This window comes from Nocardia sp. PE-7 (genome assembly GCF_030486425.1).
GTDB classification, from domain to species: Bacteria; Actinomycetota; Actinomycetes; order Mycobacteriales; family Mycobacteriaceae; genus Nocardia; species Nocardia salmonicida_A.
This window is the reverse complement of the sequence record NZ_CP129614.1, coordinates 6836378-6850113: the sequence shown is the minus strand read 5'-3', so window position 1 is coordinate 6850113 and position 13736 is coordinate 6836378. Positions and strand designations below refer to the sequence as shown.

The following is a 13736-nucleotide window of genomic DNA, read 5'->3' as shown; positions in this document are numbered from 1 at the left end:
CACCTGACTGTCGGCCGCGTAGCCGACGACCAACCCGCTCGAGTCTGGCTGGATTACGCGGAGAGGCGGATGAGCTCAGAACATCAGTTCCAGTCGCCGAGACCGTCTCCCGCACTGAGGGTTCCGCCCTGGGTGCCGGTGATGATCACGGCGTCACCGCGGCGCGAGTTCTCCAGGAACCACTTCGCGTCCGCTGTGCTCACATTGAGGCAGCCGTGGCTGGCGTTGGAATAGCCCTGCTGTGCGACCGACCACGGTGCGGCGTGGACGAAGATGCCGCTGTTGGAGATGCGGGTGGCGTATTCGACCTCGAGCTTGTAGCCCTCGGGATCGGTGACGGGCACGCCGTAGGTGGACGAGTCCATCGTCATCTTCTCGAGCCGCTCACCCACGATGTAGGTGCCGTTGGGGGTCTCGTGACCGGTCTTGCCGAGCGAGGTCGGCATCTCGCGCACGACCTCACCGTTGATCGTCACGACGATCATCTTGGTGGCGTCGTCGACGGTGGCGACGAACGCGTCACCGATGTGGAAAGCGCTGGTGGTGCCACCCGCGGCCACGGTCACGTTGGTGTTGGCGGGCCAGAACTCGGCGGGCTTCCAGCGAACCTGCTTGCTGGAGGTCCAGTAGAAGTAGCCCGGCGCGTTGGTGCTCGAGGTGACCTTGATGGCCCGCTCGGCGGCCGCGCGGTCTTCGACCGGCTCCTGGAAGGTGATGATGATCGGCTGCGCGACGCCGACGGTCTCGCCGTCGGCGATGTTGATGTTCGGCGGCGCGAACGGCGCCGGCTGCGCGGGCTCGTTCACCGCGGGCTGGCTCGAACCGGCGCCGAAGCCCGGCAGAGTCGGCTGAGCCTGCGCGGGCACGGCGATCAGCGCGCCGGTCGCCGCGATCGCTGCCGACAGCAGCAGACCCCGGCGAAGCCAGTGCGACTGCCGCATATTTGCCTCGTAGTGCATAGGTTTCTCGTCCATTCCATCTCTCGTTCCGCGTGCGGCGGCCCGAGATCTACTCATTGACGCTTTTTCTCATTGACGCAGAGCCCGCAACGGGTCTCTACCGGGTAACGACGTCCCCGACCCAGACCCTCCATTACTACCCGCACCAGGTGACCGGGTGCCAGCCACGTCGAGCGGTGATAACAGGGCGGCAACTATGTGCTGTGCGTCACATAACGTCCTGTTATTCATCGGCTTTCGTCAAACGCCGCGCTCACAGCGGCGAGTCGATGGCAGTGCGCGCGAACAGCCGGGAAGTACAGGGGTGTGAGTCTCAAACGTCACGTGAGGCAGATCACCCGGCGCGTGTGAAGTGGATCGCTCGATCCGGCGCGGTCGCGAGATTGCGGGGCACCGTGCGTGGCCGCCCGCCGAGCGCCAGCGACGGTTCGAGGGTCAACCTGACCTCGGTCAGCAGCGTCGCCAGCACGATCCGCAACTCGTAGTCGGCCAGCGTCGCGCCGATGCAACGCCGGTGGCCGCCGCCGAACGGCGCGAACTCGAACGGGGTCACCGCGCGGTCGAGGAATCGGTCGGGGTGGAACAGGTGCGGTGCCGGCCAGGTGGACGGCTGACTGTGCAGTACGCCGACGGCAAGGCCGATGGTGGCGCCCGCGGCGACGTCGACTCCGCGCCAGCGCAACGGCTCCTTCACCGTGCGCAGCACGATCGGTACCGGCGGGTGCAGGCGCAGGGTTTCCTGGCAGACGGCGTCGAGCAGCGGTAGTCGGGCGAGTTCGGCGGGGTCGTCGCCCGCGACCGGAAGCTCGGCGAGCACGCGATCGAGCAGACCGGGTTCGCGGTGCAGGTGGTAGAGCGCCCAGGTGAGCGTGGTCGCGGTGGTTTCGTGGCCCGCGACGAGCAGGGTGCGTAGCTGGTCGCACAGTTCGGAGTCGGTGGGCGCGGCGCCGTCGTCGTAGCGCAGGGCGAGGAGCAGATCGAGCAGGTCACCGTCGGACGGGCCGGTGCGGCGACGGTGGGTGATGTCGGCCGTGATCAGCTCGTCCAGTCGCTCCCGAGCCGCGGTGAACCGCTCCCACGGGCCGAAACCACCCATGCCGCGGCGCAATACGGGCGCCACCATCAGCGGGGTGGTGAACGCGGCGAGGAAATCGTTGACCGGCGGGCCGTATTCGGCCGCGCGATCGGAGTCGGAGCCGAACACCGCGGCGAGGATGACGCGCAGGGTGATGGCGCGCGCGGCCGTGAGCGCATCGATCCGAGTGCCGATTTGCCAGGGACCGCCTGCACCACACTGGATTTCGTGCAGCGCGGCATCTCGGATCACCTTCCCCAGCGACCGCATCCGAGCGCCGTGCAACGCCGGCGCCAACAGCGCGCGATCCGTGCGATGTCGTGTCCCGGAACTGAGAATCAGCGACGCGGCCCCGACCATCGGCTCGATCGGATTGGGTCGAGGAGGTTCGAGCAGTGCGACGGGCGCGCGGAACAATTCGCGCGCGCCCTCGGCCGTTCCGGTGAACAGCACCGGCGGAAACCCGGGAAACCCGACCGCGAACGGATCACTGCGCGCCCCGCGTCGTCGCAGGTAGCCCTCGAAATCCCGCCCCGCGGCAACGCCGTGCAGCAGCGAAAGGCGCGGCGCGGCGGGCGCGGGGCTCAGCGAACTCATGTCCTTTACTACGGGGGACTCCTCCCGGCGGTTCGATCAGCTACGTGCCGCGCGTACTGTCCCCTGCGCGATCGCCGCCAGCTTGGCCAGCCGCGAGTCACCGAGCGCCGTGACGGCCCCACCCAGCCGGTTGGTGACGAACGCGATCGACATCCCGAGATCAGGATCGGCGTAGGCCCCCGACCCGCCGACCCCGTAGTGGCCGAAGGCATTTCGCGGCTGATGTTTGGTCATCAGCACCGGTCGGTGGTAGCCGAGGGTGAACCGCAGCGGTAGTCCCAGGACATAGTCGCGGCTGCTGGTCTGCTGGGTCCGGTTGATCGTCTCGATCGTCTCCGGCCGCAGGAACCGCACGTCGCCCACCTGGCCGCCATTGGCGAGCGCCCCGTACATCCTGGCCAGCGCTCGTGCCGAGAACACACCGTTCCAGCCGGGCATCACCGCGTCGTGCACCCGCGGATCGCGGACGAGTTCGTCGAAACTCTCCGGCATGCCCGCCTCGGCCAGCCCGCGTGCGGGCCGCACCCACGACAGCACCGACGACGCGGTGTTCCAGCGGATCCCCGGCGGCGCCAGGTGCGGAAAGATCTTCGCGATCCGGTGCCGCTCGCCCGGCGGTACCTGGAACCAGAACTCGTCGATTCCCAACGGCTGGGCTACTTCTCGACGCAAGACCTCGGTGAAGGGATCACCGGTCACCCGCTGCACGATCTCGGCGACCAACCAGCCGAAGGTGATCGCGTGATAGCCCGAGGTGCGGATGCGGCGCGGGTCGGCCGGGCTCTCGGCGAGGGCGGTCACCACCGCGTCGTAGTCGAGAATGCCCTCGCGACCGGGGACCAGGCCGCGTACCCGATGCAGGCCAGCGCGATGGGACAGCACGTCACGCACGGTGATGTCGTCCTTGCCGTGTGCCCCGAACTCCGGCCAGTAGGTGGCCACCGGCTCCTCGTAGTCGATGAGCCCGCGCTCGGCCACCCGATGCAGCACGGTGGCGGCGACGCCCTTGCCGGTGGAGAAGGTGAGTGCGATGTTCTCGCCGGTCCAACGCAGATCCTTGGCCGCCCAGCCCGCCCAGATATCGACCACCGGGCGCCCGTCCAGATAGATGGCCAGCTCACCGCCACCACGACTGGGCTGGGAGAACATCCCGAAGAAATGATCGGCGAGGCGGATGAAGCGCGGATCGATCACCATCTGCCGTGGGGCTGCGAAATCCCCGACCGGCGCCGGGTTGCTACTCACGATGTGCGTGGACTGCTCGGACGACCTCGCCTCGGAAACACCATGGCTACCTCCTGATACGCGATCGGGGGCCCCGCGCCGCACTCGGCGACCGGAATCCCAAGGGTATCGCAGGCAGGACCCGCCGGGTTGGAGTCGACGGGGGTAGCTCCGGTGGTGTATTCACAGTAGGTGTTTGCAGATTTGCCAATCGGCCGGCTCGTCGGCGCGATCGCCATCACCGTGACCGCCTTCGTCTCGACCGGTTGCGGAGGCACCATCGACGGCCACGCACAGCCGGCGATCGACGTCGTCCCCGCGACGAGCAGTGCGACTCCGACCACCAAGCCGGGCAAGACCACCGGCAAACCCACCGCGAGCAAGCCGGCGCCCACGTCGAGCAAGGGCGGCAAGACCGACTTCCAGGCCAATATCGGCGATTGCGTGTCGCTCGGCGGCACCGTCAACGACGCGACCATCGAGAAGGCCGCGTGCGGTAGCCGCTCGTCGAACTACAAGGTGATCGGCAAGGCCAAGAACAGCAACGGCTGCGTCGGCGACCGCGACAACTTCTACGCCGAGACGCTCAACGGCATCGAGACCGGCGCGCTGTGCCTCGACATCGACTGGGTCATCGGCGGCTGCATCGACGTGGGCGGCGACGAACCCAAGCGCATCGACTGCAACGCGGGCGGGACCGAACCGGTCAAGGTGATCACGATCAACAAGAACTCCGACAGCGTCGACGATTGCCCCGACGCCGCCGATTCGGGCTTCAAGTACGCCGAGCGCCGCGTCGTGGTCTGCGTGGAGAGCCTGTAGTCCGACGAACAGCGTGCGTGGCGGCTAGTTTGGAGTCGTGCCACAGACGGTTCGGCTGAACTCGGCATCGGGTCGGTGGATTCTGCTCGCCACCATCCTCGGCTCGTCGATGGCGTCGCTGGACGCCACCGTGGTCTCCGTGGCGCTGCCACGCATCGGCGAATCGCTGGATACCGATGTCGCCGGGTTGCAGTGGACCGTCAACGGATACACCCTCACCCTCGCCTCGTTCATCCTGCTCGGCGGTTCGCTCGGTGACCGGCTCGGTCGCCGTCGCGTCTTCGTCTGGGGGATCGTCGGATTCGCGATCACCTCGCTGTTGTGTGCCGCCGCGGTGAATATCGAGATGCTCGTGGGCGCGCGGTTGCTGCAGGGCGTGGCGGGCGCGCTGCTCACTCCGGGCAGTCTGGCGCTGATCTCGGCGTCGATCGATCGGCGCGATCAGGGCAGCGCGATCGGACTGTGGTCCGGGCTCGGCGGGGTGGCCGGTGCGTTCGGGCCGCTGCTCGGTGGTGGATTGATCGATCTCGTCGGCTGGCGGGCGATCTTTCTGCTCAATGTGCCGCTCGCGCTGGTGGTCGCCGTCGTCACGCTCAAATACGTGCCGGAGAGTCGCGATCCACAGGCGTCCGCGCGGACCGACGTACCGGGAGCGGTGATCGTCGCGCTCGCGCTCGGTGCTCTCACTCTCGGACTCATCGATTCCCGGTTCGTGTTGATGGCGGTCGGGGTGGTCGCGTTGGCGTGTTTCGTGCTGGTGGAACTGCGCAGCCCGAATCCGCTGGTACCGCCGTCGCTGTTCCGTTCGCGGATGTTCACGGTGGCGAATCTGGTGACATTGCTCGTGTACGCCGCGCTCGGCGGCGTCTTCTTCCTGCTGGTCCTGCAATTGCAGCTGGTCGCCGGCTACTCGCCGATGGCGTCGGGCGCCGCGGGATTGCCTGTCACGCTGCTGATGCTGGTGCTCTCGGCGCCCGCGGGACGGTGGGCGCAGCGCCACGGGGCGCGGATTCCGATGACGATCGGTCCGCTGCTGGCCGCGGGCGGGGTGTTCGCGCTGCAACGGATCGGACCCGGCGCGGACTACGTCACCGACGTGCTGCCCGGCGTGTTCGTCTTCGGTCTGGGGCTTTCGGTGCTGGTGGCGCCGTTGACGGGCGCGGTGCTCGCGGCGGTGCGCGAGGGCGAGGCGGGTATCGCGTCCGGGGTGAACAACGCCGTCGCGCGCACGGCACAGCTGCTCGCCGTGGCGGCGTTGCCCGGTCTGGCCGGGTTGGCCGGTGCGTTCGACGACCCCGTCGCCTTCGCCGCGGGCTTCGACACCGCGATGCGCTGGTGCGCCCTGCTGCTGCTGATCGGCGCGGGCATCTCGGCGGTGCTGCTCCGGGTGCCGCGTCAGCCGCCGCAGCCCGAACGCGTCGACTGCCTGCCGCACTGCGCGGGCGCCGACGGCCCCGCGCTCGCACCGAAATCGCTTGCCGTACACGACGTATAGAAAAGGAGCGGGTCGCGTGGGCAACCACGCGACCCGCTCGACATCCGGGGAGTACAGGCGAGGGACTAGATCGGGCGGTAACCCGAACCCACGCCGCCGCGGGCGTTCATGTCGTCCATGATCGAGTTCATATTGGTGCCGACCTCGGGTCCGACGCAGGCCAGGGCCAGATAGGCGTTGACCATGCCGACCAGGGTCGAGCCGACGACGACCGGAGCGCCGGAATCGCCCTCGACCACGCACATCTGCGACCAGGTCTCGGTATTGGTCGCGAAGACGTCGCCCCAGGTGATGCCGCAGGTATTGCCGGTGGTCCGGCCTTCCTTACAGACGATCGTGGGGAACTGCGCGGGTCCGCCGACGCCGGTGATGGTGACGTTGCCGATCCGGTTGACCGGGGTGATCCGGCCCGGCGTGAACTGGATGACCGCGTAGTCGAGTTCGGAGTTGCTGTACACGAAACGGCCGATCTCGCCGTAGCCTCGATCCGCCTCGGCGCTGACCGTCGCGCCCGCGTCGCCGCAATGGCCCGCGGTCAGGCCGACCAGCCTGCCCGCGCCGTCGTAGCCGACCGTGGTGACTGTGCACTCGAACGCGTTGTCGATCACGATGCCGGAGCCGCCGCCGATCACCGGGGGGCCTGCTTGCGCGTTGGCCGCGCCGGTGCCGAGTAGTGCTGCACCGAGGGCAAGGGCGAAGGCGGTGTTGGCCACCTTGGCGAGTTTGCTGAACATGTCCCTCCAGATGTCGGAAGCTCGCACGATATCAATACGGTCTGTCTATCGTGCCTGTATTCGATCCCGGGCGCGCCCCCGGACCGGTGTGTTTGCCGCCGAGTCGGCCAAGCCTTCCCAAGTGGTTGTCATAGCGATTCCCTATTGGAATCGTGTCGCAGCGCGTCGTTCGTGTTTCTCGCGTGATGTGTTCGGATAATTCGGCGTGTAGTTCGTTATGAATGACAAACTTCCGCAATATTTCTTTACCGCGACCGCCGGTACTGGGAAACCATGTTGGAAAAGACCTCCGAGCGTAATCTCTGGAGCCCTGGAATTATGGGCTGTAGGGTCCGGCATGGCAGGTCTCATAGCCGTTTCGGACAGTGACCTCTATCTATGACAGCGCTCACATGTCGGTGATGTGTTCTGCGCTACTCCGTAGTAAGGTGCGTCAAGCAAACAAGTCGCCGGAGCGTTGAGGGTCCGGCGTCGAGAGGGGTTATGCAGTGCAGTCGACCGAGAGTCCGCCCACACGTTCACGAGTCAGCGAGGCTGTCGACTGGACGAAGGGCCTTTGGGACGACCACCCGAAGAAGTCGCTGGAAACCTTCGGTCGACAGATCACGATGGGTATCGAAGCGATCACGGAGTTGTTCGTCGCGATCTTCCGTCGGCGTTTTCCTTTCGATGAGTTCGTCCGGCAGTCCGCGTTCATGGCCAGCGTCGCCGCGGCGCCGACGCTGCTGGTGGCCATCCCCATCGCGGTGATCGTCTCGATCCAGGTCGGCGCGGTCGCGGGTCAGGTCGGTGCCACCTCGTTCATCGGTGCGGCCAACGGCCTCGGCATCATCCAGCAGGGCGCCCCACTGGTCACCGCGCTGATGATCGCGGGCGCCGTCGGTTCGGCCATCTGCGCCGACCTCGGCTCACGCACCATCCGTGAAGAGATCGACGCGATGAAGGTCATGGGCGTCGACCCGCTCCGTCGCCTGGTGGCTCCCCGCCTCGGCAGCGCGATGCTGGTCAGCTTCCTGCTCTGCGGCTTCGTCGTCTTCGTCGGCTTCCTCACCGGCTACATGTTCAACATCTTCGCCCAGGGTGGTACGCCCGGCTCCTACATGAGCACCTTCGCCTCGTTCGCGGTGACCCGCGACCTCGCGGTGGCGCTGTTGAAGTCGGTCCTGTTCGGTCTGATCGCCTCGATCATCGCCTGCGACTGCGGCCTCAATGCTCGCGGCGGCCCCGGTGGCGTCGCCAACGCGGTGAACTCCGCGGTGGTCAGCTCCACCGTCATGCTGCTCGGTGTCAACGTGGCGATCACCCAGATCTATGCCGCCGTCTTCCCCCCACAGGTGGTCTGAGCCATGTCATCTACATACGTACCTCCGCTGCTGCGGCCGATCCGGTCGCTACAGAAGGCCAGCAAGGCGCCCGGCGACCTGCTCGCCCGTCTCGGCCATCAGGTCTTCTTCTTCCTACGTTCGGTCGGTTCCATCCCGCTGGCCTTCAAGCAGTACCCGAAAGAGGTCTGGCGTCTGCTCTCCGACGTCACCTGGGGTAACGGCAATATCGTCGTCGGTGGCGGCACCATCGGCGTCATCCTGATCATCAGTGCCTTCGGCGGTATGACGGTGGCCATTCAGGGCCACACCTCGCTGAACCTGCTCGGGTTGAGCCCCATCACCGGCGCGATCTCGGCCTTCGCCACCACCCGCGAGCTCGGCCCGCTGCTGGCGGCATTGGCCTTCGCCGCCCAGGCGGGCTGTCGATTCACCGCACAGCTGGGCGCGATGCGCATCTCCGAAGAGATCGACGCACTCGAGTCGATCGCCATCCGCCCGCTGCCCTACCTGGTCAGTACCAGGATGATGGCCGCGGTGATGGCGATCGTGCCGCTGTACGCGGTCGGTCTGACGACGGCGTACCTGGCCTGTTCGGTCACCGTGCAGTTGATCGGAGGTACCGCGGCAGGCACCTACTCGCACTACTTCTTCCAATTCCTGGTGCCGACGGACGTGCTCTACTCGCTGCTCAAGGTGATCATCTTCGTCATGATCACGACGTTCATCCAGTGCTACTACGGCTTCTTCGCCTCGGGCGGTCCCGAAGGCGTAGGCGTCGCGGCCGGCCGCGCGATCAAGATGTGCATCATCCTGGTCGTGTTCGCCGACCTCGTCATGACATTGGCGATCTGGGGCATCAACCCCGGCATCAGGATCTCGGGGTAAGGGCGCGATGATCATCGATCCGAGTGGGCGCGGGCCCACCATGAAGCAGTTGTACGTGGCAGGTACCGCCGGTTTGATCGTCTTCGTGATCATCCTGGGGTTCCTCACCGCCAGGTACCAGGGCTACTTCGTACCCAAGGTCAACGTGGTCGCGAACCTGTCGACCACCGGCGACGGCTTGCCGTCGGACGCCGACGTGAAGTTCCGCGGCGTGCTCGTGGGCGTGGTGAAGAACGTCGACATCGGCGAGAGCGCCGAGCAGAAGGTGAACATCGAGCTCAAGCCCGAGTTCGCCGAGGGCATTCCGAACACCGTCACCGCACGCGTCGTGCCCTCCAACCTGTTCGCGGTCACCTCCGTGGAACTGGTCTACAACGGTGCGAACAGCCAGCACCTGAAGGAGGGGTCGCAGATTCCCGAGGACCGCAGCCAGGGCACGATCGCGCTGCAGGACACGCTCACCACGGTGCGCGACATCCTCGACGAGGTCGACCCGGTCCAGCTCGGTCGCGTGCTCGGCACGCTCACCCAGGCCCTCGACGGCAGCGGCCGGGTTCCCGGCTCGACCATCCAGCGCCTCGACCACTGGCTGACCACGGTCGCCGACGCGGGCCCGAACCTGGGCGGCATGCTGGACAACTTCTCCGACTCCGCGCACGCGCTGAACCAGTCGGCGCCGGAACTGCTCGATGTGCTCGGCTCCTCGGTGCAGACCGCGAACACCATCGCCACCAAGCGTGAACAGCTGATCGCGCTGCTGGCCGGTGCGAGCGCCACCACCGATCGGGTGAACGACCTGTTCGCGTCGAATCCCGACGTGGGCAAGGAAGTCACGGTCGGCATGAACGCCACCCTCGGTGCGCTGGCCGCCGACCCCGCGTCGATCACCAGGACCTTCCAGGTCTTCGGTCCCTCGCTGGCCCAGCTCAACACCACCTTCCACGGTGGCCCGAGCGGCAAGCAGATGGTGTGGAACGCCGGCATCACGCTGACGCCGTACCAGCCCAACACCGTCGCCGATTGCCCGCGCTACGGCGACCTGCTCGGACCGAGCTGCTTCACCGCACCGGCCGAGGTCTCCCTGCCGCCGATTCCGGACAACCTGCGTCCGCGCAGGCTCGACTCGGCCGCCGGCCTCCCGCCGTTGGTGTCGATCCCGGGCATGCCCGACATCCCGGGTCTGACCAGTCCCGGCGTCTCGCCGATGCACACGGCCAACGGCACCGAGATCAAGCCGTTCCAGGGCACGCCGCTCGAGGGACTCGTCCCGTCGATCCAGGTTCCGGGTCTGCCCGGTCTGCTCGGTGGTACGCCCGCTCCCGCGGCCGCTCCGGCCTCGGCGCCCGCTCCGGCGACGGTGCCTGCCGCCACACCGATCTCCTACTCCGGTGACGCGGCGATGACTCAGCTGCTCGGTCGCAAGCCGAACGCGTCCGAATATCTGCTGCTCGGTCCGATTTTGAAGGGCGGAACCCTGCAAGTGTCCGAAAACGGGGGTGGCGCATGAGTATCCGCAAGCCACTGATCGGGTTCAGTATCTTCGCGATCGTCTCACTGCTCGTCACCGTGGTCGTGTGGAACACACTGGCCCGCACGGTCGACGGTGACACCCGCAAGTACACCGCGATCTTCACCGATGTCCTCGGGCTGCGGCCCGGCGACGATGTCCGTATGGCCGGCGTGCGCGTCGGCAAGGTCGAGGCCATCGAGCTCGACGGCAAGAACGACGCGAAGGTGTCGTTCATCGTGCAGAGCGACCAGACACTGTTCAACGACACCAAGGCGCTGGTCAGGTACCAGAACCTGATCGGTCAGCGCTACGTGGCGCTGACCCCGGGCGCGACGCCGAGTCCGGAGCCGCTCAAGAGCGGTTCCACGATTCCGCTCGATCGCACCGAGCCCTCGTTCGATATCTCGGCCCTGCTCAACGGTTTCCAGCCGCTGTTCCAGGCGCTCGAGCCCGCCGAGGTCAACGCGATGTCGGAGACCCTGATCCAGGCGCTGCAGGGCGATGGTGTTTCGCTGTCGGCCTTCATCATCCAGGCTGCCCAGCTGGCCACCGATTTCCAGCGTCGTGACGCGATCCTGTCGGACGTGATCACCAACCTGTCCGGTGTGATGGCCGGGTTGGCAAAGCGAGGGGACGAATTGGAGACCCTGATTACCCAGACCAGGGCGCTGATCGGTGGGCTCTACGACCAGGGACAGTCGCTGCAGGCTTCCACGGTCACCCTCGCCGATTCGACGACCGCGCTGGTCGGGATGATGACCAAGATCCAGCCCAAGCTGGCCGCGACCCAGAACTCGACCACCGCGGCGCTGAATCTGTTGCTCGCCAACGGCGCCAAGCTCGACCGGGTCGCGATCGACATGCCTTCGATGCTCGCCGACCTCGGCCGGATGGCGTCGGAAGGCACTCACGCCAACGCCTACCTGTGTGGCCTGGACGTTTCGCTGTACGGGGTCCTCTTCCCGCGCGGTCTGTTCAGCCAGATCGGTGGCAACAGCCATTCCGAGGTGTGCAGATGAGCAAGATCAGGTCAGCCTTCGCCGGCAACCGCAACTTCTGGCTGGGTGTGATCGGTGCGCTGTGCATCGTGTTGCTGCTGGTCGGTTCGACCATCTACCAGTTCATCGGGCTCGGAAAGCAGTCCATCGACGCGGAGTTCGTGCAGGCCGCGGGCATCAAGACCGGCGACAAGGTCGCGGTCTCCGGTGTGCAGGTCGGCACGGTCTCCGGCGCCAAGATCGAGGGCGATCACGTGGTGGTAACCCTCGACGTGGACAGCTCGCTCAAGCTCGGTCCCGACGCGCACGCCGCGATCAAGATGGCGACCCTGCTCGGCGCGCGCTACGTCGACCTTCAGCCCGGCGACGGATCGGGTCTGAAGGACAAGACGATCCCGCGCAGCAACACCGACGTGCCGTACAACATCGCCGATGTGGTGCAGGTCGGTACGCCGAAGTTCGAGGCGCTCGACACCAAGAAGCTCGCCGCCTCGCTCAACACCATCAACTCCCAGCTCGGTGATTCGCCGGAGCTGGTGGCCCAGGCGCTCGACAGCGTCGGCGCGGTCGCCAAGGTGGTGGACCAGCGCAAGGGCGAGGTCGACAGCCTGATCAAGGACCTCAACCGGGTCACGCAGCTGCTCGCCGACAACCGCAACTCGATCCTGCTCGTCATCACCCAGGGTGAGGCCATCGCCAACCGGGTGATGGAGCGGCAGAGTCTGCTGCGCCAGCTGCTCGACAATGTCGCCACGCTGACCCGTCAGCTGGAGGAGATCGGCGCGCAGAACGGTGACCAGTTCGGCGGCACCATCGGCCAGCTCAACACCATGGCCGAGGGCCTGCAGAAGAACAAGGACAATCTCGACAAGCTGCTGCAGATCGGACAGCCGACGGCGCGTTACTTCAACAACGCCCTCGGCAACGGCAACTACGGCTCGGTCGGCCTGCCGTGGTTGTTCCCCGACAACTGGCTGTGCTTCGTTCAGGTGATCCAGGGGTGCCAAGGATGAAACTGACCAACAAACTCCGCATCGCGCGGACGATGATGATCGCCACCACCGCGCTGGCCCTCGGTAGCTGCTCGCTGCTGCCGAGCCAGTTCGACGACGCGCTCGGCCGCTCGACCAAGATCACCGCCGACTTCGAGAACATCGCGGGCATGTACGAGGGCAACGAGATCATGGTCCTCGGCCTCGCGGTGGGCAAGGTCGACAAGATCGTGCCCAAGGGCACCTACGTCGAGGTCCACATGACCATCGACTCGGGCGTCAAGATCCCGAAAGACGCGATCGCGGCGATCATCTCGCCCTCGATCGTCACCGACCGCCACATCGAGGTGAGCCCGCCCTTCACCGGCGGTGAGACCTTGAAGTCCGGCGATCACCTGCCCAAGGCGCGGACCAGGACGCCGGTCGAGCTGGACACGATGATCAAGACCATCGACCAGTTCGCCGCGGCCCTCAAGCCCGAACCCGGCCAGGAAGGTCTCGGCCCGCTGTCGGGCCGGGTGCTCTACCCGGTGCTCAACGGCAACGGCCAGAAGATCAGGGAAACCCTCGACGCGCTCTCGGGTGCGTTGAAGGTCGGCGTCGACAACAAGGACGCCATCTCCAACATCATCATCAAGCTCAACGAGCTCACGACGATGCTGGCCGACAACGATCAGTCGGTGCGCGACTTCAGCGACCGGGTGACCGCCATGTCGGGACTGCTCGCCGACCAGGCCCCCGGTCTGCAGGCCACCCTCGACCAGCTCAACCAGTTCCTGAGCAACACCTCGACGACCTTCGCCGGGCATCAGGAAGAACTGGCCGCCTCGCTGACGGGCCTGACCACGGTCACCAACCAGCTGCGTGCCAACTCCGGCGCGATGGTCGAGATCGTCGACGTGGTGCCGCTGCTCATGCAGAACATCGACGGCGCCATCAACAAGGAAAAGGGCTTCGTCCGCTTGCAAGGCCTGATCGGTACCGCGCTGTCGGGTGAGATCGTCAGCGTGTTCTGTGAGCGGATCCAGATGCGGGCCGATGGTTGCCGCACCGGAAACGTCCAGGACTTCGGCCCCGACTACGGGCTCACCGCCGCACTGCTCGGACTGACGAAATGAAC

At 66.4% G+C, this 13736-nt stretch carries 12 protein-coding genes; 8 read left to right on the top strand and 4 right to left on the bottom strand.

Annotated elements, in window-relative coordinates; translation table 11 throughout:
• Window positions 1-83: 83 nt before the first annotated feature.
• From QX204_RS32050 to QX204_RS32040, 3 genes are all read right to left on the bottom strand, one after another.
• Window positions 84-974, bottom strand: a complete 891-nt coding sequence (locus tag QX204_RS32050; protein WP_301904189.1) for a L,D-transpeptidase — start codon at window positions 972-974, stop codon at window positions 84-86.
• Window positions 975-1293: 319 nt separating this feature from the next.
• A complete protein-coding gene (locus QX204_RS32045) occupies window positions 1294-2631 on the bottom strand; it encodes a cytochrome P450 (protein WP_301904188.1) in 1338 nt (445 codons plus the stop codon).
• Between the two features lie 36 nt (window positions 2632-2667).
• Entirely contained in the window at window positions 2668-3828 is a 1161-nt protein-coding gene (locus tag QX204_RS32040; RefSeq protein WP_301908185.1) for a serine hydrolase domain-containing protein, read from the bottom strand.
• A gap of 231 nt (window positions 3829-4059) precedes the next feature.
• Here QX204_RS32040 and QX204_RS32035 point away from each other — a divergent pair, with 231 nt between their 5' ends.
• Window positions 4060-4677 (top strand): LppU family putative lipoprotein, encoded by a 618-nt coding sequence (locus tag QX204_RS32035; protein WP_301904187.1) that lies wholly within the window; start codon window positions 4060-4062, stop codon window positions 4675-4677.
• A 37-nt stretch (window positions 4678-4714) separates the two neighbouring features.
• On the top strand, window positions 4715-6172 hold the full coding sequence (locus QX204_RS32030; protein ID WP_301904185.1) for an MFS transporter: 1458 nt from the start codon (window positions 4715-4717) through the stop codon (window positions 6170-6172).
• A gap of 65 nt (window positions 6173-6237) precedes the next feature.
• On the opposite strand, the gene QX204_RS32025 is transcribed toward QX204_RS32030, so the two are convergent.
• Entirely contained in the window at window positions 6238-6906 is a 669-nt protein-coding gene (locus QX204_RS32025) for a S1 family peptidase (protein ID WP_301904184.1), read from the bottom strand.
• Between the two features lie 488 nt (window positions 6907-7394).
• Here QX204_RS32025 and QX204_RS32020 point away from each other — a divergent pair, with 488 nt between their 5' ends.
• From QX204_RS32020 to QX204_RS31995, 6 genes are read left to right on the top strand one after another with little or no spacing between them, the layout of a single operon-like run.
• Entirely contained in the window at window positions 7395-8249 is an 855-nt protein-coding gene (locus QX204_RS32020) for an MlaE family ABC transporter permease (protein ID WP_056822844.1), read from the top strand.
• 3 nt (window positions 8250-8252) lie between these two features.
• On the top strand, window positions 8253-9116 hold the full coding sequence (locus QX204_RS32015) for an MlaE family ABC transporter permease (protein WP_301904182.1): 864 nt from the start codon (window positions 8253-8255) through the stop codon (window positions 9114-9116).
• Window positions 9117-9123: 7 nt separating this feature from the next.
• Window positions 9124-10623, top strand: a complete 1500-nt coding sequence (locus QX204_RS32010) for an MlaD family protein (RefSeq protein WP_301904181.1) — start codon at window positions 9124-9126, stop codon at window positions 10621-10623.
• Window positions 10620-11645, top strand: a complete 1026-nt coding sequence (locus tag QX204_RS32005) for an MCE family protein (protein ID WP_301904180.1) — start codon at window positions 10620-10622, stop codon at window positions 11643-11645. Before QX204_RS32010 ends, QX204_RS32005 begins: the two co-directional genes overlap by 4 nt.
• Window positions 11642-12637, top strand: coding sequence for an MCE family protein (locus QX204_RS32000; RefSeq protein ID WP_301904179.1), 996 nt, complete (start codon window positions 11642-11644; stop codon window positions 12635-12637). The genes QX204_RS32005 and QX204_RS32000 overlap by 4 nt, the downstream gene beginning before the upstream one ends.
• Window positions 12634-13734 carry an MCE family protein gene (locus QX204_RS31995; RefSeq protein WP_301904178.1) on the top strand — a complete coding sequence of 367 codons (1101 nt, stop codon included), beginning with the start codon at window positions 12634-12636 and terminating at the stop codon, window positions 13732-13734. Before QX204_RS32000 ends, QX204_RS31995 begins: the two co-directional genes overlap by 4 nt.
• Window positions 13735-13736: the final 2 nt, after the last annotated feature.